The 18,003-nt window shown below is 60.8% G+C and carries 15 protein-coding genes and 2 pseudogenes; 5 read left to right on the top strand and 12 right to left on the bottom strand.

Going from position 1 to position 18,003, the window contains the following annotated elements:
* Positions 1 to 186: 186 nt before the first annotated feature.
* Both PspR76_RS31745 and PspR76_RS31750 read left to right on the top strand, forming a co-directional pair.
* Positions 187 to 1,203, top strand: a pseudogene (locus PspR76_RS31745) (methyl-accepting chemotaxis protein); the annotation flags it as partial.
* Between the two features lie 309 nt (positions 1,204 to 1,512).
* Positions 1,513 to 2,106 (top strand): annotated as a pseudogene (locus tag PspR76_RS31750) (methyl-accepting chemotaxis protein); the annotation flags it as partial.
* A gap of 627 nt (positions 2,107 to 2,733) precedes the next feature.
* On the opposite strand, the gene PspR76_RS25780 reads toward PspR76_RS31750, so the two are convergent.
* The 4 genes from PspR76_RS25780 to PspR76_RS25795 are packed head-to-tail and all read right to left on the bottom strand — an operon-like array spanning position 2,734 to position 6,833.
* Positions 2,734 to 3,102, bottom strand: coding sequence for a glyoxalase superfamily protein (locus PspR76_RS25780; protein WP_106578200.1), 369 nt, complete (start codon positions 3,100 to 3,102; stop codon positions 2,734 to 2,736).
* Positions 3,103 to 3,131: 29 nt separating this feature from the next.
* On the bottom strand, positions 3,132 to 4,595 hold the full coding sequence (locus tag PspR76_RS25785; protein ID WP_159959822.1) for an N-acyl-D-amino-acid deacylase family protein: 1,464 nt from the start codon (positions 4,593 to 4,595) through the stop codon (positions 3,132 to 3,134).
* A 1-nt stretch (position 4,596) separates the two neighbouring features.
* Positions 4,597 to 5,457: a MurR/RpiR family transcriptional regulator gene (locus tag PspR76_RS25790; RefSeq protein WP_159959824.1), complete on the bottom strand. Its 861-nt coding sequence runs from the start codon at positions 5,455 to 5,457 to the stop codon at positions 4,597 to 4,599.
* 26 nt (positions 5,458 to 5,483) lie between these two features.
* Complete coding sequence (locus PspR76_RS25795; protein ID WP_232109189.1) at positions 5,484 to 6,833, bottom strand: GntT/GntP/DsdX family permease; 1,350 nt, start codon at positions 6,831 to 6,833, stop codon at positions 5,484 to 5,486.
* Positions 6,834 to 7,080: 247 nt separating this feature from the next.
* Between PspR76_RS25795 and PspR76_RS25800 the strand changes: the two genes are divergently transcribed.
* Positions 7,081 to 7,473: a lysozyme inhibitor LprI family protein gene (locus tag PspR76_RS25800; RefSeq protein ID WP_159959828.1), complete on the top strand. Its 393-nt coding sequence runs from the start codon at positions 7,081 to 7,083 to the stop codon at positions 7,471 to 7,473.
* Between the two features lie 4 nt (positions 7,474 to 7,477).
* Here PspR76_RS25800 and PspR76_RS25805 read toward each other — a convergent pair whose 3' ends face one another.
* The 5 genes from PspR76_RS25805 to PspR76_RS25825 form a co-directional block, all read right to left on the bottom strand.
* Positions 7,478 to 8,923, bottom strand: coding sequence for a SulP family inorganic anion transporter (locus PspR76_RS25805; RefSeq protein WP_159959830.1), 1,446 nt, complete (start codon positions 8,921 to 8,923; stop codon positions 7,478 to 7,480).
* A 196-nt stretch (positions 8,924 to 9,119) separates the two neighbouring features.
* Positions 9,120 to 10,013 (bottom strand): NAD-dependent epimerase/dehydratase family protein, encoded by an 894-nt coding sequence (locus PspR76_RS25810; RefSeq protein ID WP_159959832.1) that lies wholly within the window; start codon positions 10,011 to 10,013, stop codon positions 9,120 to 9,122.
* 103 nt (positions 10,014 to 10,116) lie between these two features.
* Complete coding sequence (locus tag PspR76_RS25815; protein ID WP_159959834.1) at positions 10,117 to 11,013, bottom strand: LysR family transcriptional regulator; 897 nt, start codon at positions 11,011 to 11,013, stop codon at positions 10,117 to 10,119.
* Between the two features lie 31 nt (positions 11,014 to 11,044).
* On the bottom strand, positions 11,045 to 11,635 hold the full coding sequence (locus PspR76_RS25820) for an NAD(P)H-dependent oxidoreductase (protein ID WP_159959836.1): 591 nt from the start codon (positions 11,633 to 11,635) through the stop codon (positions 11,045 to 11,047).
* A gap of 123 nt (positions 11,636 to 11,758) precedes the next feature.
* Positions 11,759 to 12,523, bottom strand: a complete 765-nt coding sequence (locus PspR76_RS25825; protein WP_159959838.1) for a sulfite exporter TauE/SafE family protein — start codon at positions 12,521 to 12,523, stop codon at positions 11,759 to 11,761.
* 113 nt (positions 12,524 to 12,636) lie between these two features.
* On the opposite strand from PspR76_RS25825, the gene PspR76_RS25830 reads away from it, so the two are divergent.
* Entirely contained in the window at positions 12,637 to 13,527 is an 891-nt protein-coding gene (locus PspR76_RS25830; RefSeq protein WP_159959840.1) for a LysR substrate-binding domain-containing protein, read from the top strand.
* Here the strand turns inward: PspR76_RS25830 and PspR76_RS25835 are convergent.
* A complete protein-coding gene (locus PspR76_RS25835) occupies positions 13,473 to 14,879 on the bottom strand; it encodes an amino acid permease (protein ID WP_159959842.1) in 1,407 nt (468 codons plus the stop codon). The genes PspR76_RS25830 and PspR76_RS25835 overlap by 55 nt on opposite strands.
* A 137-nt stretch (positions 14,880 to 15,016) precedes the next feature.
* A complete protein-coding gene (gene kynU, locus PspR76_RS25840) occupies positions 15,017 to 16,267 on the bottom strand; it encodes a kynureninase (RefSeq protein WP_159959844.1) in 1,251 nt (416 codons plus the stop codon).
* Positions 16,268 to 16,411: 144 nt separating this feature from the next.
* Here kynU and PspR76_RS25845 point away from each other — a divergent pair, with 144 nt between their 5' ends.
* Entirely contained in the window at positions 16,412 to 16,885 is a 474-nt protein-coding gene (locus PspR76_RS25845; protein WP_003176072.1) for an Lrp/AsnC family transcriptional regulator, read from the top strand.
* Positions 16,886 to 17,033: 148 nt separating this feature from the next.
* On the opposite strand, the gene catA is transcribed toward PspR76_RS25845, so the two are convergent.
* Positions 17,034 to 17,963 carry a catechol 1,2-dioxygenase gene (catA, locus tag PspR76_RS25855; protein WP_159959846.1) on the bottom strand — a complete coding sequence of 310 codons (930 nt, stop codon included), beginning with the start codon at positions 17,961 to 17,963 and terminating at the stop codon, positions 17,034 to 17,036.
* Positions 17,964 to 18,003 lie beyond the last annotated feature (40 nt).

Genomic DNA, 18,003 nt, shown 5'->3' on the forward strand with positions numbered 1-18,003 from the left:
AAGGCCTGCCCGTGATGAGCCCCTGCCCTACACCGTAAGCCACACGGCGATCGCGACCCTTCGTCGCACCCGGATTAAAAATATTTCAGAATCACCTGACGCCGCCGATACAGCCCTACACACTTTGGCTGGCTCAAACAAAAAAACACCGTCCAGCAGACACACATCATTCTTGCGGAGCATTCGATGAATAGCTGGTTCGGCAACATAAGCGTCAACCTTAAACTCGGCCTGGGCTTCGGCCTGGTGCTGGTCCTCACCTCGATCCTGGCACTGACCGGCTGGACCAGCCTGGGCGGCTTGATCGACCGCAGCAACTGGATGAGCGACATCACCCAGCTCAACGCCTCGCTGACCAAGCTGCGCATCGTGCGCCTGCAATACATGCTGGCTAACGGCGATGAAGCGGTGGCACAGAACGTCCAGACCAATCTCGACGCCTTCGCCGCCCAGCAACAGAAGCTGCTGGACAGCTTCAAGAGCCCGGAAAACCTCAAGCTGCTCAACGAGCAGAAAGCCGTCATCACCGCGTATCAGCAGTCCTTGAACAAAATGCGTGAGGCCTACCGCAACGGTAACGCCGCGCGCCAGGTCATGGGCGACAAGGCCGACATCGCCAACGCCCAGATCGATGCGCTGGAAACCACTGTGCAGCAGATGCCTGACAGTCCGGAGCGCTTCACCCAGTACCAGGCCGTCACTCACGCCAAGGAAGACTTCCAGTTGAGCCGCTACGAAGTGCGCGGCTACACCAACAGTCCCAGCGCAGAGACCGAAGCCCGCGCCGCTGCACAAGTTGAAAAAGCCATCAGCGGTTTGAAAGGCCTCAGTGCCGCATTCGGCGCCAGCCAACAAAGCGCATTGACCTCACTGGAAACCGCGCTCGGCGCCTATCGCAGCGCCGTACAAAGCTACAAGGCGGCCAACGCCAACATCGTCAGCGCCCGTGCAGAAATGACTACCCAAGGCGCCGATATCGTCACCATCAGCGACAAACTGTACGACATCCAACTGGATCGCCGTGACGCCGAAAGCGCCCAGGCCCGCAGCCTGCAACTTATCAGCACCTTGCTGGCCCTGCTGGTCGGCGTCATCGCGGCACTGGTCATTACCCGCCAGATCACTCGCCCGATCCAGGAAACCCTGGCCGTGGTGGAGCGCATCGCTTCCGGCGACCTGAGCCACAACATCCAGGTCACCCGCCGCGATGAACTGGGCGTGTTGCAACAAGGCATCCAGCGCATGGGCACCACCCTGCGTGAATTGATCAGCGGTATTCGCGATGGCGTAACCCAAATCGCCAGCGCCGCCGAAGAGCTGTCGGCGGTTACCGAACAGACCAGCGCCGGCGTGAACAGCCAGAAGATCGAGACTGATCAAGTCGCCACGGCGATGCACGAAATGACTGCCACCGTGCAGGAAGTCGCACGCAACGCCGAGCAAGCCTCGCTGGCCGCTGCCGATGCCGATGGCCAAGCCCGCGCGGGCGACAAAGTGGTGGCCGAGGCCATCGCCCAGATCGAACGCCTGGCGGCTGAAGTGGCACGTTCCACCGACGCCATGACGCACCTGCAACAAGAGAGCAACAAGATCGGCAGCGTGATGGATGTGATCAAGGCGGTAGCCGAACAAACCAACCTGCTGGCACTCAACGCCGCGATTGAAGCCGCGCGCGCCGGTGAAGCCGGTCGTGGCTTTGCCGTGGTCGCCGACGAAGTCCGCGGCCTGGCCCAACGCACCCAGAAATCCACCGAAGAAATCGAAGGCCTGGTCGCCGGTCTGCAGAACGGCACCCAGCAAGTCGCCACCGTGATGAACAACAGCCGCAGCCTTACCGACAGCAGCGTCGAGCTGACGCGCAAGGCCGGTGTGTCGCTGGAAAACATCACCCGTACGGTGTCGAACATCCAGTCGATGAACCAGCAGATTGCAGCCGCGGCCGAACAGCAGAGTGCCGTGGCTGAAGAGATCAGCCGCAGCATCGTGAACGTGCGTGATGTGTCCGAGCAGACCGCCACGGCGAGTGACGAGACAGCCAAGTCGAGCGTGGAACTGGCGCGTTTGGGCAGCCAGTTGCAGCAGATGGTCAGCCACTTCCGGGTTTAAAAACCAAAAAGCCGCCTCGGCCTAAACCGAGGCGGCTCCACTTCTCAGACCTTACAGGTCATCGAAGCTGTCCCGCTGGAATGTCCACACGTGATAAACACGCAGGGCATTCACTACGAGGTTCCACGTACGTCGTGCAAACTTAGACATACTCGGCCCTCCCTGAGTTAGGCCTTACCTCCAGCACACTTACCGGAACACGTGGGCCTTGGGATGCACATCACTGCTTCCTTTGAGGCGGCCGGGCTTTGGTTCCTCCCGCATGAATCCGGCACGGATTACTAGCCCGTGGCGTTCGGTCCATTATTCCGCGCGCATACCCAGCCACCTACAAAACGACGGACTTGGAACGGGGCTGATACTAACCAACATCCCGGCGAAAGGTGTAACGAGCGACGATAAAACCTACTGCAAGGTCCGCAAATTCATTGCCAAACTTTACCGCTCATTTTGGATAGAAAATGAAGAGTACCGACCGTCGTCATGTCTTGCCTGATGCAGTAACCGGCAGTAGTATCCGTGTGGCACATCACTGCTTCCAATGAGGTCGCAACCCCAGCCACTCACTGGGTTTGCAATAAAAAACCGCCCTACTAAGGCGGTTTTTTATTGCCTGCGATTTGCCCATCAACCCTCGCCTTCCTCGACAAATACCAACCGATTCCCGAACGGATCGCCGATGCTCATCTCCCGCGAACCCCAAGGCGTTTCCTCAACCCCAGGCTTGGCATACCGATAATCTTTGGCCAGCAACTGCTGCTGATACGCGTCCACGCCCTGCGCCTGAATACGCACCGCCGACCCGGGCGAAGCATCGCCGTGATGCTCGGACAAATGCAGCACGCACTCGCCCAGCGACACCTGCAAATACAACGGAAAATTCGCCTCGAAGCGATGCTGCCAGTCGACCTTGAACCCGAGGAAGTCGACGTAAAATTCCAACGCCTTGGCTTCGTCGAAGATGCGTAATATCGGGGTGACTTTTCCTAAGTGCATGACCATAGCTCCGTGTATGAGAGCACCCACTATAGAGACGCAAACCCACCACGCAAATCTCCACTGCGCGCCAGGAAGCGGCCCGGCCGCTGACCATTGGCCTGTCCGTCGCTATAGCTCAACACCCCGTTGACCCACACCCCATCAATGCCTTCGGCCGCGCGTTGTGGCTCTTTGAAGTCCGCCACATCGCGCACGCGCAACGGGTCGAACAACACCAGGTCAGCCCAGTGCCCTTCACGGATTTCACCACGCTCAGCCAGGCCGAAGCGCGCTGCCGACAGCCCTGTCATCTTGTGCACCGCCGTGTGCAGCGGGAACAACCCCACATCCCGGCTGAAATGCCCCAGCACCCGTGGAAACGCGCCCCACAAACGCGGGTGTGGAAAAGGGTCTTCAGGCAAGCCATCCGACCCGACCATCGACAGCGGATGCGCGAGGATGCGTCGTACATCCGCCTCGTCCATCCCGTAGTACACCGCCCCGGCCGGTTGCAGGCGACGTGCTGCGTCCAGCAGCGAAACGTCCCACTCGGCGGCGATGTCCTGCAAGTCGCGCCCACCGACTTCCGGGTGTGGTGTCGACCAGGTGATGGTGATGCGAAACGCGTCGGTGACTTGCTTGAGGTCCAGCGTCGAAGAGCTGGCGGCGTAGGGATAACAATCACAGCCCACCGGGTGAGTTTTCGCCGCCAGTTCCAGCGATGCCAACAGCTGCGGACTACGCCCCCAGTTACCCGCGCCGGCACATTTGAGGTGGGAAATAATCACCGGTGCCTTGGCATGGCGGCCAATCAGAAAGGCCTCGTCCATCGCCTCCAGCACCGGCTCGAATTCGCTGCGCAAATGCGTGGTGTACACCGCGCCGAAGGCCGTCAGTTCTTCACTGATTTGCAGCACTTCATCGGTCTCGGCATTAAACGCGCTGGCATAGGCCAGGCCTGTGGATAAACCAAGGGCGCCGGCTTCCAGGCTCTCTTGCAACTGCACACGCATGGCGGCGATTTCAGGTGGCGTGGCCGTGCGGTGCAGGTCGTCCATGTGATTGCTGCGCAGCGCCGTATGGCCAATCAACGCCGCAACGTTGACGGCCGGATGGGCGCTTTCCACGGCCGCACGGTAATCGGCAAAGCGTGGATAAGCGAACGCCTCACGCGAACCCAGCAAGTTCATCGGGTCCGGCGGATCACTGCGCAAACTCACCGGCGAGGCGCTGATGCCACAGTTACCGACAATCACCGTGGTTACGCCCTGGCTGAGCTTGGGCAGCATTTGCGGATGGCGGATCACCACGGTGTCATCGTGGGTGTGCACGTCGATAAACCCTGGAGACAACACGCGGCCACTGGCGTCGATCTCGTGCTCGGCGGTTGCGCTCGCAAGGTCGCCAATCGTCTCGATACGCCCGCCGCGCAGGCCTACATCGGCGACATAGCCTGGCGTGTTGCTGCCATCAATGATCAGCGCTTGGCGAATCAGCGTGTCGTACTTCATTTCAATCTCCAAGCGGCAGGCTGTCAGGGCCGCCGCGATAATCGTCCAGGGCCAGCTTGATCCGGCGCAGGCGTTCCTGGTTGTCGTCCGGCATGGCCAGCGCCAGCTCGGTGGCGAGCAGGTCGATGGCCAACAGCATTCCGTAGCGCGCCGCAGTGGGCTTGTAGATAAAACTGGTTTCGGCTGGTTGCAGCGGCAGCAGCACGTCCGCCAATTCGGCCAGCGGTGAGCCAGCCAGCGTGATCGCAACGATGGGCGCATCGTAGTTGCGCGCCAGCGTCACCACGTCCAGCAACTCGGGCGTGAGGCCGGAGAGCGAGCACACGATCAGCGCATGTTCTGGCCCCAAGGTCGCCGCCGTGACACGCATCATCACCGGGTCGCGGCAAGCGGCAATCGGGTAACCCAGACGCACCAGGCGTACTTGCAACTCTTCACTGCACAGGCTCGACGGGCCGCCCATGCCGAATGCATGGATCATCCGCGCCTTGCCCAACAGGCTGACGGCGTCGACAAAACTCGCCTGATTAAAGCCTGACAGGTGCTGACGCAACGTCGCTTCGATATCGCCGAGAATCTGCCGATGAAACGCCGACTGTTCCGGCAACCCCGCCGGGTCGAGGAAGCGGCTGCCAACCCCGCTGGCCTGGGCCAATTGCAGGCGCAAATCACGCAAGTCACGGCAACCCACACTGCGGGCAAAACGCGACAAGGTCGCCGTGCTCACCTCGGCCCGTTGTGACAACTCTTCCAGGCTGGCCGATGCGGCAAAGCCCACGTCATCAAGCATCAGCTTGGCGATACGGCCTTCGCCGGCACTGAAGGAATCCTGGCGGGCGCGGATCTGGTAGAGGATGTCCATCGGGGCTCCGGGTTACGAAAGAAGGCTCATAGAACCAGAGACAGGCCGTAAGTCAGACCGAATGCGACTACCGAAATCAACGTCTCCAGCACGGTCCAGGTCTTGAAAGTCTGGATCACCGTCATATTGAAGTATTCCTTGATCAGCCAGAAGCCGCCGTCGTTGACGTGGGAAAAAATCACCGAACCCGCGCCGGTGGCCAATACCAATAATTCAGGATGTGGATAACCCAAGCCCATGGCCACGGGCGCAACCACACCGGAAGCCGTGGTCATGGCCACCGTGGCCGAACCGGTGGCAATGCGCATCAGCGCGGCAAACAACCAGCCCATCACCAGCGGCGACAAATGGAAGGCATGCGCCAGGCCGAGAATTTCGTTGGTCACGCCCGCGTCCACCAGGATGCGGTTCAAGCCGCCGCCCGCGCCCACCAGCAAGGTGATACTCGCGGTCGGTGCCAGGCATTCATTGGTGAACTTGAGGATCGCTTCGCGGTTGAAACCCTGGGCCAGGCCCAAGGTCCAGAAGCTCACCAAAGTGGCCACCAACAGCGCGATCACCGAGTTGCCGATAAACAGCAGGAACTGGTTAAAGCCGGTGCCGGGTGTGGAAATCACATTGGCCCAGCCGCCGATCATCATCAACACCACCGGCAACAGGATCGTGCCCATGGTCAGGGTAAAGCTCGGCAAACGGGTGCGCGGTTCGCGCTCGATAAACTGGCGTTCCAGCGGGTTCTCCGCCGGCAGGTGAATACGCGGCACGATGAACTTGGCGTACAACGGGCCAGCAATAATTGCCGTGGGGATACCGATCAGAATCGCATAGAGCACGGTCTGCCCGACCGACGCGTTGTACGCCAGCACCGCCATCATCGCCGCCGGGTGCGGCGGCACCAGCGCATGCACCACCGACAAGCCGGCGACCATCGGCAAGCCGACCATCAGGATCGACACCCCAACGCGCCGCGCCACGGTAAAAGCGATCGGCACCAGCAGCACAAAACCGACCTCGAAAAACAGCGGCAGCCCCACCAGAAACGCGATGCACACCATTGCCCAATGCGCATTGCGCTCGCCGAAGCGGTTGATCAGCGTGCGCGCCACCTGCTCGGCACCGCCGGACTCGGCCATCATCTTGCCGAGCATGGTGCCCAGCGCCACCACCAGGGCGATATGCCCCAGGGTTTTACCGACGCCCGCCTCGTAGGAACCCATGATTGTGTCTGCCGGCATGCCGGCCATCAGCGCCAGGCCGATGGACACCAAGGTGATGACAATAAACGGGTTGAGTCGGTAACGTGCGATCAGCACGATCAATGCAATGATGGCGATGGCAGCGTATGCCAACAGCCCCAAGCCCAGTGGTGCGGCCATGCGGTACTCCTTGGAAAGGGTCACGTCGAATTGGTTGTGAAACTCATAAATCATTACCCGGTGTAATTTTCAATTTTTATGAAAGTAATTTTCGCCCACGGATAAGCGCTGTCGCTTGGGGATATGCCCAACGCCAGCGCATGAAAATCCGGAGGGTGTTCTTACATGAAGTTTTTGCCGCGCAGAAACTCAGCCGCCAAGGCCGAGTCTCAGATTGCGGCCTCCACTACGATCAGGAATTCCCACCATGAACCGCAAGACCCTGCTTGTTCCTTTCGCCGCCAGCGCCATGCTGTTGGCCCTGTGCGGCAGCGCCTCGGCCGCCGAGAACGCCGCACTGAAAAAATGCATGGACAGCGCCAACACCACCGTCGACATGGTCAATTGCAACGCCAAGGAAGCCAAGGTTCAGGACGAGCGCCTGAACAAAGCCTATAAAACTGCCCTGGCCGCCCAGGAAGGCGACCGCAAGGAGAAACTGCAGGACGTGCAGCGCCTGTGGATCAAATACCGCGACGCCAATTGCGGCTTCGCCGGCTCCGCCACCGGCGGCACCATCGACCAGGTCAACGGCTCCGGCTGCCTGCTGGACATGACCCAGACCCGCGCCCAGGAACTTGAAGACCTGGTCGGGCCGTAATCATTTACTCCTGATGCACGCGGGCGCGCTTGAGCAGCTTCTTGCAGCGCTCCGACAAATGCAGCACCCGCAAATGCTTGCCGGCCTTGGTATAGCGCTCGCGCAAGGTCATCAACGCAGCAATCGCTGAGTAGTCGACGAAGCTCAGGTGACGGCAATCGAGCGTCACCTGGGCCGGGTCGTTGGCCGGGTCGAACTGGTTCAAGAAGGGCGTCGTCGAGGCAAAGAACAAGGTCCCGTGCAGGCGATAGAGCTTGCTGCCGTCGGCTTCCAGATGCTCATCGGCATACAACTCACGCGCCTGTTGCCAGGCGAAGTTCAGCGCCGCAATCACGATGCCGCAGAGCACGGCGGTGGCCAGGTCGGTGAAGACGGTGATCACCGTCACTGCCAGGATCACCAGCACATCGTTGAACGGCACCTTGTTGATCACCCGCAACGACGCCCACGCGAAGGTTTGCTGGGACACCACGAACATCACGCCCACCAGCGCCGCCAGCGGAATACGCTCGATCAGCGGCGACAGAAACAGTATGAACAACAGGATCATCACCCCGGCAAACACCCCGGAGAAACGCCCGCGCCCGCCGGAACTGAGGTTGATCACGGTTTGCCCGATCATCGCGCAACCGCCCATGCCACCGAACAGGCCGCTGACCATATTCGCCGAGCCCAGGGCCACGCTTTCGCGGTCGGGGTAGCCACGGGTTTCGGTGATTTCGTCGGTGAGGTTCAGGGTCAGCAGGGTTTCCAGCAGGCCAACCATCGCCATCAGGAACGCGTAGGGCGCGATGATGCCGAGGGTTTCCAGGGTCCAGGGGATTTGCGGTAAGGCAAAGGTCGGCAAGCCACCGGCGATGTGCGCCATGTCGCCAAGCGTGCGGGTCGGCAGGCCGAGCAGGTACACCGCCAGGCCGACGCCGAGGATCGCGACCAAGGCAGGCGGCACGGCGCGGGTCAGGCGCGGCAGCAGGTAGACAATCGCCATGGTCACGGCGACCAGGCCGATCATCACATACAACGGCGTGCCGCTGAGCCAGTGCTCACCGCTTTTGAAATGCTCCAGTTGCGCCAGCGCGATGATGATCGCCAGGCCGTTGACGAAGCCGAGCATCACCGAATGCGGCACCATGCGCACCAACTTGCCCAGGCGCAGCAGGCCGAACGCGACCATGATCAGCCCGCCCAACAGCACCGTCGCCAGCAAGTACTCCACGCCGTGTTGCACCACCAGCGCGACGATCACCACCGCCATCGAACCGGCCGCCCCCGAGACCATGCCGGGCCGGCCGCCGAACAGCGCAGTGAGGGTGCAAATGATGAAGGCGCCGTAGAGCCCCATCAGCGGGTTGAGGTGGGCGACCAGGGCAAAGGCGATGCATTCGGGCAGCAGCGCAAACGACGTGGTGAGGCCGGCCAGGGCATCGGCGCGCAGACGGGTGAGGTTCATGAAATACCAGGGTAATGCGGGGGATAAGGCGGGGAATGGTACGGAATTGCAGGGAGTGGGGCCAGTAAAGCGTAACAACAAATGACCGAGGCGCCTTCATCGCAGGCAAGCCAGCTCCCACATTTGAATGTATTCACAATCCAAAATGTGGGAGCTGGCTTGCCTGCGATAGCCGCGCCGCGGTGCTAAGCGAACATCACACCATCTCGTTGCGAATCCACTCAACCACAGAAGTACGCTTCGGCGCCCAGCCCAGCAACTCACGCGCATGCTTGCCACGCACCCGGCTGTTGGAGCCCAAACCATAGTTGGCCATTTCATAGCCCCACTCGGCTTCAGCATCCGCCAACGGCCAATCCTGTGGCTTGCCCAGCTTCAACGCGTCGGCAATCGCCGTGGTCATGTCGACAAACGCCGCTTCGCCGCTTTCCACAAAGTAGAAGGTGCCTGGCACATTCTTCTCAAGCGCCAGCAGGTACAGCGCCACCACGTCTTCAATATGCACGTTGGACCAGATGTTCTGCCCGGTGCCGACATGGCGCACCACGCCACTTTTGCGCGCCTGCTTGAGCAAGCGCGGCAATTGCACGCTGTCACGCTTCACGCCCAGGCTGTGACCGTAAATCAGGGTGTTGCAGATCACCGCCGAGTTCACGCCGTCTTTCGCCGCGGCCAGGATCAGGTTGTCGATGGCCACGCGGGCAGCCTTGTCGACGGTTGGCTCCGGCAGGCTGTCTTCAAAGTAGATGACATCGCTGGATTTACCGCCCGACGCATCACCGACGATGCTCGAACCGCTGGTGTGCAGGAACGGTTTATTGGAGCCCTTCAACGCAGCCAGCAAGGTCTCAACCGCAGCACGATGGTCGCTGCTGGCGGCGTTGATTACCGCATCAGCCTTATGCGCCTGCTCGGTCAACACGGCTGCGTCATCAAGGGTGCCAATAACCGGGGTGATACCGAGGGCGCTCATTTCAGTGGCTTGTTCGGCGCTGCGCACCAGGCCGGTAACGCGGTGGCCAGCCTTGACCAGGCCGGTGGCGATGGAACCGCCGATAAACCCGGCTGCGCCGGTTACGAATACGTTCATGGAGTGTGCTCCTGACTGGGTAAGTGATGGGTCCATTGTTACGGACCCGTCCCGGTCGAATAAGACCCGATTGCCCAATTCAATCTTGCGCGCACGTCACGAATCAGCAGGCATACCGCGCCAGCTTGGTCTGAATGAAGTCCAGGAAGCACTGGATGCGCAACGCCAACTGCGAGTTGCGGTAGAACACCGCGTGGATCGGCTGGCGATAGCCACTGTTGAACGCCTCCAGCACCGGCACCAGGCGCCCGGCGTTGATGTCCTCGACCGTCATGAAGTTCGACAGGCAGCAAATGCCCTGCCCTTCCAGCGCCAACTGGCGCAGGGTCTCGCCACTGGAAGCGGCGACACTCGGCTGGATCAGCCAACGGTCGCCCTCCACATGGCGTAGCGGCCAGTGGTTGAGGGTTTCAGTCTGGGTAAAGCCCAGCAAGGTATGGTCTGCCAACTCGGCCACCGTGGTCGGCGTGCCGAATTGTTTGAGGTAGTCGGGGCTGGCCAGGATATGCAGCGGCGTACAACCCAGCGACCGCGCGTGCAGCGTGGAGTCGGCCAGGGCACCGATGCGGATGGCAATGTCGGTGCTCTGTTCCAGCAGGTCGATGATCAGGTCATCGCTGTTCAGCTCCAGCTGGATTTCCGGGTAGAGGCTGCGAAACTCGGCGATGTACGGCACGATCCCGTGCAGCATGAAGGGCACGGCGGCGTTGATGCGCAGGCGCCCGGCCGGGTTTTTCTGGCGCGACGACAGGCGCTCTTCCAGCTCATCCATCTGCGCCAGGATCACCTTGGCCTGCTCGAAGAAGTATTTGCCCTCTTCGGTCAGGTCCATGCGCCGGGTGGTGCGGTTGATCAGTGTGGTGTCGAGCTTGGCTTCCAGGCGCGACAAGGTGCGGCTGACCGCCGACGGCGTCTGCCCGACCTGCTCCGCTGCGGCGGAAATCGAGCCGCACTCAATCACGCTGACGAAGATCTGTAACTCATCGGATCGGGCTTTCACGGGCTGTCCTTCTTGATCGGTGAGTAGCAGCTTACACCGTGAAGTTGAACACCTGCGCCAGATGCTGCTCGTAGCGCGCCACGTCCGCCTCGATGGCCGGGCGTTTCATTACGTCTACGCACAGGAAGGTCGGCAGGCCGGTCATGCCGAGGAACTCGTTGGCCTTGTGGAACGGGAAGTACACCGCGTCGACGCCCTTGGCTTCGAAGAAATCCGTCGGGTCGTCGAAGGCTTGCTGCGGCGCGTTCCAGGTCAGCGACAGCATGTACTGCTTGCCCTGGATCAGGCCGCCGCTGCCGTATTTCTGCGACGCGTCGGAACGGGTGCGGCCGTCGCTGGCATACAGGCTGCCATGGCCTTCGGTGAAGACTTCGTCGATGTACTTCTTGACGATCCACGGCGCGCCCATCCACCAGCCGGGCATCTGGTAGATGATCACATCGGCCCAGAGGAATTTGGCGACTTCTTCGGCCACGTCGTAGCCTGCGTCGATGTGCGTAACTTTGACATCGATACCGCCACGGTCCAGCACCGCCACGGCAGCGTCATGCAGGGTGGTGTTGTAGCGGCCGTCGGAATGGGCGAATTTTTTGCCGCCGTTAAGCAGAAGTACTTTTTTCATGGGAGGGAATCCAAAGGGTTAGCAATGTCTGCCGGCAGGCTATCGACATTGCGCCCTTGGAATAAGCAGCGGTGCGGCAAAATACATTTGATCAAAAGGCACGAATAACGCCGTACTCTTGATTTAACCGCTGATCAGCAAATGGCCGCCCAGCAGCGCCATGCCGATAAAAAAGACCCGTTTGAACAGCACTGCACTGATGCGCTGACGCAGTGCCTGGCCCAGCCACATGCCCAACAGCGCAGGCACCAACGCCAACAAAGAGGCGTTGATTTCGCCGCCGCCGAGGGTGCCACGCCACGCCAGACCGGCCGCCAGCGCCAAGGTCGAAACGGTGAACGACAGCCCCGGCGCCTGCACCAACTGATCACGGTTCAAGCCCAAGGCTTGCAGATACGGCACGGCGGGAATCACGAATACACCAGTGGCCGAGGTGATAATGCCGGTGATCAGCCCACACAACGGCCCCAGCCAGCGCTCGGTGCGAGGCTGCACCTTGAACGTGGGCAAGAACAACCCGCTCAACGCATACACCAGCAACGCGCCACCCAACGCGCGCACCACCCAATGGCCGCCGTCCATGCCGAGCCACAACGTGCCGAGCCCGGTGCCGAGGAAAATCAGCAACAGCATTGGCCACAGGCGCTTGAGCAGCGCGCTCAACTGGCCGCCAAATGCCAGTTGCCAGAGGTTGGTTACCGTAGAGGGAATGATGAGTAATGCCGCAGCCTGCGCCGGAAGCATAGCCAGGCCGAGCATGCCCATGGCCACGGTGGGCAGGCCCAGGCCGATCACGCCCTTGACGGTGCCGGCCAGCAGGAAGGTGCCGATGACCAACAGGGTCAGGGCCGGGCCGAGGTGTTGGTAGAACGCCAGGAAGGTAGTCATGGGGGCATTGTGCGGCGTTAAGGCGGTTATGAAAATTCGCCATATACTGAGGCAGCCTCTTGTTTTGTGTGAGGCTGCGATGAGGCCAGTCCAATCACCGGGAATTTTCAGCCATGCACTTTGACCTGATCGACCTGCGCCTTTACCTGCACATCCTCGACACCGGCAACATCACCGCCGGCGCAGCCCGCAGCCATTTATCCCTCGCCGCCGCCAGCGCGCGCATCCGCGCCATGGAGGCTTCATTGGGTATCGAGTTCCTTGAACGCGGCCGCCGTGGCGTCACACCCACGCCAGCGGGAAAGGCCCTGGCCCGCCACGCGCGCCTGCTGCTGCAACAGGCCGAGCACCTGCAACAAGACCTGGCCGAGTACGCCAATGGCGTCAAAGGCCAGGTGCGCCTGCTGTGCAACACCACCGCCCTGAGCGAATACCTGCCGGAACTGCTCGCGGATTTTTTGCGCGAACACCCCAACCTCGATATCGACCTGCAGGAACTGCCCAGCCTGCGCATCACCCAAGCCTTGCGCCAGGGCACGGCAGACCTGGGGATTATTTCCGACGCAGTCGACACCCATGGCCTGCAGACCCTGGCGTTTCGCGACGACCCGCTGGTGCTGATCATGCCGCTCGACCATCCGCTGACCACGGCGAGTTTCATCGACAGCCTGCAATACGATTTCGTCGGCTTGGCCGCCAACAGCGCACTCGCGGTGTACCTGGAAGAACAGGCGCTGCACGCGGGCTTTCGCCTACAAACACGCATCCGCGCCGACGGGTTTGATGGGCTGATTCGCATGGTCGCAGGCGGCGCCGGCCTGGGCATCGTGCCCCAGGCCGCATTGGAACGCTGGCCCTCGGAGCAGCGCTTCAAAGCCCAGCCTCTGCAAGAAGACTGGGCCTGCCGCAAACTGCTGCTGTGCGCGCGTTCCTTCGAGCAATTGCCCGGTTACGCCAAGGCCTTGTTTGACGCCTTGGCCCTGCCCTTGCGGAAAAACCCGTAATACACCGCCGACAGAATCAGCAGGAACGGCACGCCGAACACCAGCGTCATCTTGAACGCTTCGGTGAAGTACGTGGTGATCATCACCGCGCCCATCAGCACCAGGCCCAACAGTGTGCTGTAGGGAAACAGACGCAGCTGGAACGACAGCTTCGCGCCGCCGTGGCGCTTGCGGTGGCGGCGGAAAAACAGGTGCGTGAGGAAGATCATGAACCAGGTGAAGACCGCGCCAAACATCGAGATCGCCATCATCAGCGTGAACGAGCTTTCCGGGTACACCACGTTCAGCAAGGTCGCCAAGGCAATGCCCGAACTGGACAGCAGCAACGCGTTAAGCGGAATCCCGTTCTTGCTCAAGGCGCCCATGGACTTGGGCGCAAAGCCTGCGCGCGAGAGGCTGAACATCATGCGTGTGGTGATATACAACTGGCTGTTCATCGCCGACAACGCGGCGATCAGAATCACGAAGTTCATCACCCCGGTGGCGCCGGGAATGCCGATGGTCTGCATCACCGTGACAAACGGGCTCTGGGTTTGGCCAGCCTGGTTCCAGGGCACGATGGCCAGCATCAGCGCCACCGTCAGCAGGTAAAACACCACCAACCGCACGATAGTCGCGCGAAAGGCCTTCTTCACCGCCTGCTCCGGGTCGGCGGCTTCACCGGCGGCCACCGCGATCATCTCCACGCTCAAGTAGCTGAAGATCGACACAATCACCGCGATCCACATGCCGCTCAAGCCATGGGGTAAAAAACCGCCGTGGGCGGTGTAGTTCTGCACGCCGTAATCCGGGTTGCCAGAGCCGAACACCACATACACGGCGAGGATGATGAAGCCGACGATGGCGCTGATCTTGATGGTCGAGAACCAGTATTCGAAGTTGCCGAAGGTCTTCACGCTGATTGCATTGAGCAGGATCAGCACACTGGAAAACGACACGATCCACACCCATTCCGGCACGTTGGCGAACCAGTACTTCATGTACATCGCCACCGCCGTGACCTCGGCGCCCACCGCCAGCACAATCGCTGCCCAGTAGGCATAGCGCACCAGGAACCCGGCCAGCGGGCTGATGTAGAACTCGGCGTAAGCGCCGAACGAGCCCGAAGTGGAATGCGCCACCGTCATCTCCGCCAGGCAGCCCATCAACAGCAAGGTGATCAGCGCGCCGATGGCGTAACTCACCAATACACTTGGCCCGGCATAACCGATGGCATAGGCGCTGCCCATGAACAGCCCGGTGCCGATGGCGCCACCGATGGCGATCATGCTCATCTGGCCGGAAGTCAGCTGGCGCCTCAGGCCCAGTTCGCGGTGGGTGATCTCTGCAAAGCCGTTGTCGGGTGTGGTCACGTGGTGTGCCCCTTTATTATTGTGATTGTTACTGCCGGTGCCGAACCCTGTGGGAGCTGGCTTGCCTGCGATGACTTCAGTGAATTCACCACCGCTATCGCAGGCAAGCCAGCTCCCACATTAGTGTGGTGGTGCTCTTAGGTGACGCTGTTGCGCACTTTGAATTGCGGCTGGTCCCACGTGGCGTTATCGAGGATTTCACCGAGGATTTCCACGGCGTCAAACACCTCGGTAAAGCTCGTATACAACGGCGTAAAACCAAACCGCATGATGCGCGGCTCGCGGTAATCACCGATCACGCCAAGGGCGATCAGCGCCTGGATCACCGCGTAGCCTTCAGGGTGTTCGAAGCTCACATGGCTGCCGCGTTTTGCGTGCTCACGTGGCGTGATCAGCGTCAGGCCGTGGGCGGCGCAGCGAGCTTCGACCAAGGCGATAAACAAATCAGTCAACGCCAGGGATTTAGCGCGCAGGCTGGCCATGTCGGTCTGGGCAAAGATCTCCAGGCCGCATTCGACCATGGCCAACGAAGTGATCGGCTGAGTGCCGCACAGGTAGCGCGCGATGCCGGCGCTTGGCGCGTATTGAGCTTCCATGGCGAACTGCCGGGTATGCCCGAACCAGCCCGACAGCGGCTGGCGCACCACGTCCACCAACGCCGGGTTCACCCACACAAACGCCTGGGAGCCTGGCCCGCCATTGAGGTATTTGTAGGTGCAGCCGATCGCGTAATCAGCCTCGGCCTTGTGCAAGTCGACAGGCACCGCGCCCGCCGAATGCGCCAGGTCCCAGATGCTCAAGGCGCCGCATTCGTGGCTCAACGCGGTAAGCGCCTGCATGTCGTACATGTAGCCGGTCTTGTAGTTGACGTGGGTGAGCATCACCACAGCCACGTCCTCGCCGACAGCCTGCGGCAGCTCGTCGGGGCTGTTGACCAGTCGTAATGAATAGCCCTGTTGCAGCAATTCGGCCAGGCCTTCGGCGATGTACAGGTCGGTGGGGAAGTTGCTCGCCTCGCTGACGATCACCTTGCGATTCGGCTGGTGTTGGCGCTGCACACTCAGCGCGGCGCTGAGCACCTTGAACAGGTTGATCGAGGTGGTATCAGTGATCGCCACTTCACCGTCGCGCGCACCAATCAGCGGTGCCAGGCGGTTGCCCAGGCGTAGAGACAAATCCGCCCAACCGGCGCTGTTCCAGCTGCGAATCAAGCCATTGCCCCACTCTTCGGCGATCACCTGTTGCGCTCGTGCCAACGCTGCGAGCGGGCGCGCGCCGAGGGAGTTGCCGTCGAGGTAGATCACGCCCTCGGGCAAGGCGAACTGGTGACGCAGTGGCGCCAGCGGGTCCTGGGCATCGAGGGCTTGGCAGTGGCTTGGGGTGGTCATGGGCTGTCCTGGTTTTTATAAGTGAAGATGGACCAAATAATGAGCGAAGATTTACAGAATTTTCGTGCAAAGTTTTAGGCAACAAGCTAATTAAGCTGTAGGAAATTCGAATTTAACCCCAAAACACGCGGATTTATTCTAACCATGATTCTCGACGCCACCGACCTGCGCCTCCTGCATTTTTTGCAACAGGATGGCCGTATCAGCAACCAGGAACTGGCGGAAAAAGTCGCCCTGTCGCCTTCCGCCTGCCTGCGCCGTTTGCGCCTGCTGGAGAGCGAGGGAATCATCAGCGGCTACCGCGCCGTGTTGAATGCCGAGCAGTTAGGGATCGAGCTGGAAGCCATCGTGCACCTGTCCTTGCGCCAGGATGTGGAGGATTGGCACGAGACGTTTATCAAGAAGGTGCAAGGCTGGCCGGAGGTAGCCAGTGCGTATGTGATTACCGGCGCCAGCAATTATGTGCTGCGGGTGCAGGCGCGGAATTTGAAACACTTTTCCGACTTTATCGTGAACCACCTGAACCGCACGGCGGGGGTGATGGATATTCGCTCGGAGATTGTGTTGCAAAAGATCAAGGATCGGGATGAGGTGTTGGACCTCGTGGTGCGCAAATAACCCGACGATCGTTCCCACGCTCTGCGTGGGAATGCATCCTGTGACGCTCTGCGTCATGCCTTTAAGAGCGGACGCGGAGCCTCCAGGGCGGCATTCCCACGCAGAGCGTGGGAACGATCAGCAGAGCGCGGGAACGATCAGTTCGGGTTTAGTCTTCGAGGGCGCGCACGCGTTGCATGCGTTTTTGCTCTACAGGCGCGTCAGCCAGTTGCAACTCAAAGTCAAAATCAATCTGCGCAAACCGCCCTTCCACGCCAAACTCCCGCGCCAGCTGCTGATCGTCACTGAAGCGAATCTCGGCAATCAACTCATCCCGCGTCGCATAGGCAAAATCATCGTGCAGGTACGGGTCATCCGACAGGTTGATCTGCGTGGTCAAATGCCGATGCCCCGGCGCCGAGATGAAGAAGTGAATATGCGCCGGCCGCTGCCCGTGGCGCCCCAGTTGGTCGAGCAACTGTTGCGTCGGCCCGCTCGGCGGGCAGCCGTAGCCGGACGGCACAATGCTGCGAAAACGGTAATTGCCCTGGGCATCGGTCTCGATGCGTCGACGCAGGTTGAACTCCGATTGCGCCGGGTCAAACCACGAATAGGTACCAGCGGTATTGGCCTGCCACACATCGACAATCGCGCCCGCCAACGGCTTGCCATCGGTATCGCGCACTTGCCCGCGCATAAACAGCGGCACCGCGTCGTCCTTGCCATCATCCAACCGTGCTTCGTACTTGCTCAGCGGCGCGCCGGCCACGTACAGCGGGCCTTCGATGGTGCGTGGCGTGCCACCGGATTTGCCGGCTTCCTCGTCCGCAGCATCCATCAGCAAATCGAGGTAATGCTCCAGGCCCAACCCGGCAGCGAGCAGCCCCGCTTCCTGATTTTTACCCAGCTCGTTGAGGTAATTGACCGCCTTCCAGAACTCTTCCGGGGTCACTTCCAGGTCTTCGATGATGTTTACCGTATCGCGCAAAATTCGGTAGATCAGCGCCTTGGCGCGCGGGTTGCCGCCGTCGTTGTGGTGGCCGCTGGCTTCTTCGAGAAACGCTTGGGCATGGGCAGTCTGGGACAGTCGGATGGACATGGTGCAATCCTCATCTTGTAATTATTGGGGGCAAAACAGG

This window comes from Pseudomonas sp. R76 (assembly GCF_009834565.1).
In the GTDB taxonomy this organism is placed as follows: domain Bacteria; phylum Pseudomonadota; class Gammaproteobacteria; order Pseudomonadales; family Pseudomonadaceae; genus Aquipseudomonas.

Coding starts and splice junctions, on each gene's coding strand:
- kynU (WP_159959844.1), bottom strand. CDS start 16,267: ATGACCACCCCAAGCCACTGCCAAGCCCTCGATGCCCAGGACCCGCTG.
- PspR76_RS25845 (WP_003176072.1), top strand. CDS start 16,412: ATGATTCTCGACGCCACCGACCTGCGCCTCCTGCATTTTTTGCAACAG.
- PspR76_RS25820 (WP_159959836.1), bottom strand. CDS start 11,635: ATGAAAAAAGTACTTCTGCTTAACGGCGGCAAAAAATTCGCCCATTCC.
- PspR76_RS25830 (WP_159959840.1), top strand. CDS start 12,637: ATGCACTTTGACCTGATCGACCTGCGCCTTTACCTGCACATCCTCGAC.
- PspR76_RS25790 (WP_159959824.1), bottom strand. CDS start 5,457: ATGGACATCCTCTACCAGATCCGCGCCCGCCAGGATTCCTTCAGTGCC.
- catA (WP_159959846.1), bottom strand. CDS start 17,963: ATGTCCATCCGACTGTCCCAGACTGCCCATGCCCAAGCGTTTCTCGAA.
- PspR76_RS25810 (WP_159959832.1), bottom strand. CDS start 10,013: ATGAACGTATTCGTAACCGGCGCAGCCGGGTTTATCGGCGGTTCCATC.
- PspR76_RS25780 (WP_106578200.1), bottom strand. CDS start 3,102: ATGCACTTAGGAAAAGTCACCCCGATATTACGCATCTTCGACGAAGCC.
- PspR76_RS25795 (WP_232109189.1), bottom strand. CDS start 6,833: ATGGCCGCACCACTGGGCTTGGGGCTGTTGGCATACGCTGCCATCGCC.
- PspR76_RS25785 (WP_159959822.1), bottom strand. CDS start 4,595: ATGAAGTACGACACGCTGATTCGCCAAGCGCTGATCATTGATGGCAGC.
- PspR76_RS25825 (WP_159959838.1), bottom strand. CDS start 12,523: ATGACTACCTTCCTGGCGTTCTACCAACACCTCGGCCCGGCCCTGACC.
- PspR76_RS25800 (WP_159959828.1), top strand. CDS start 7,081: ATGAACCGCAAGACCCTGCTTGTTCCTTTCGCCGCCAGCGCCATGCTG.
- PspR76_RS25805 (WP_159959830.1), bottom strand. CDS start 8,923: ATGAACCTCACCCGTCTGCGCGCCGATGCCCTGGCCGGCCTCACCACG.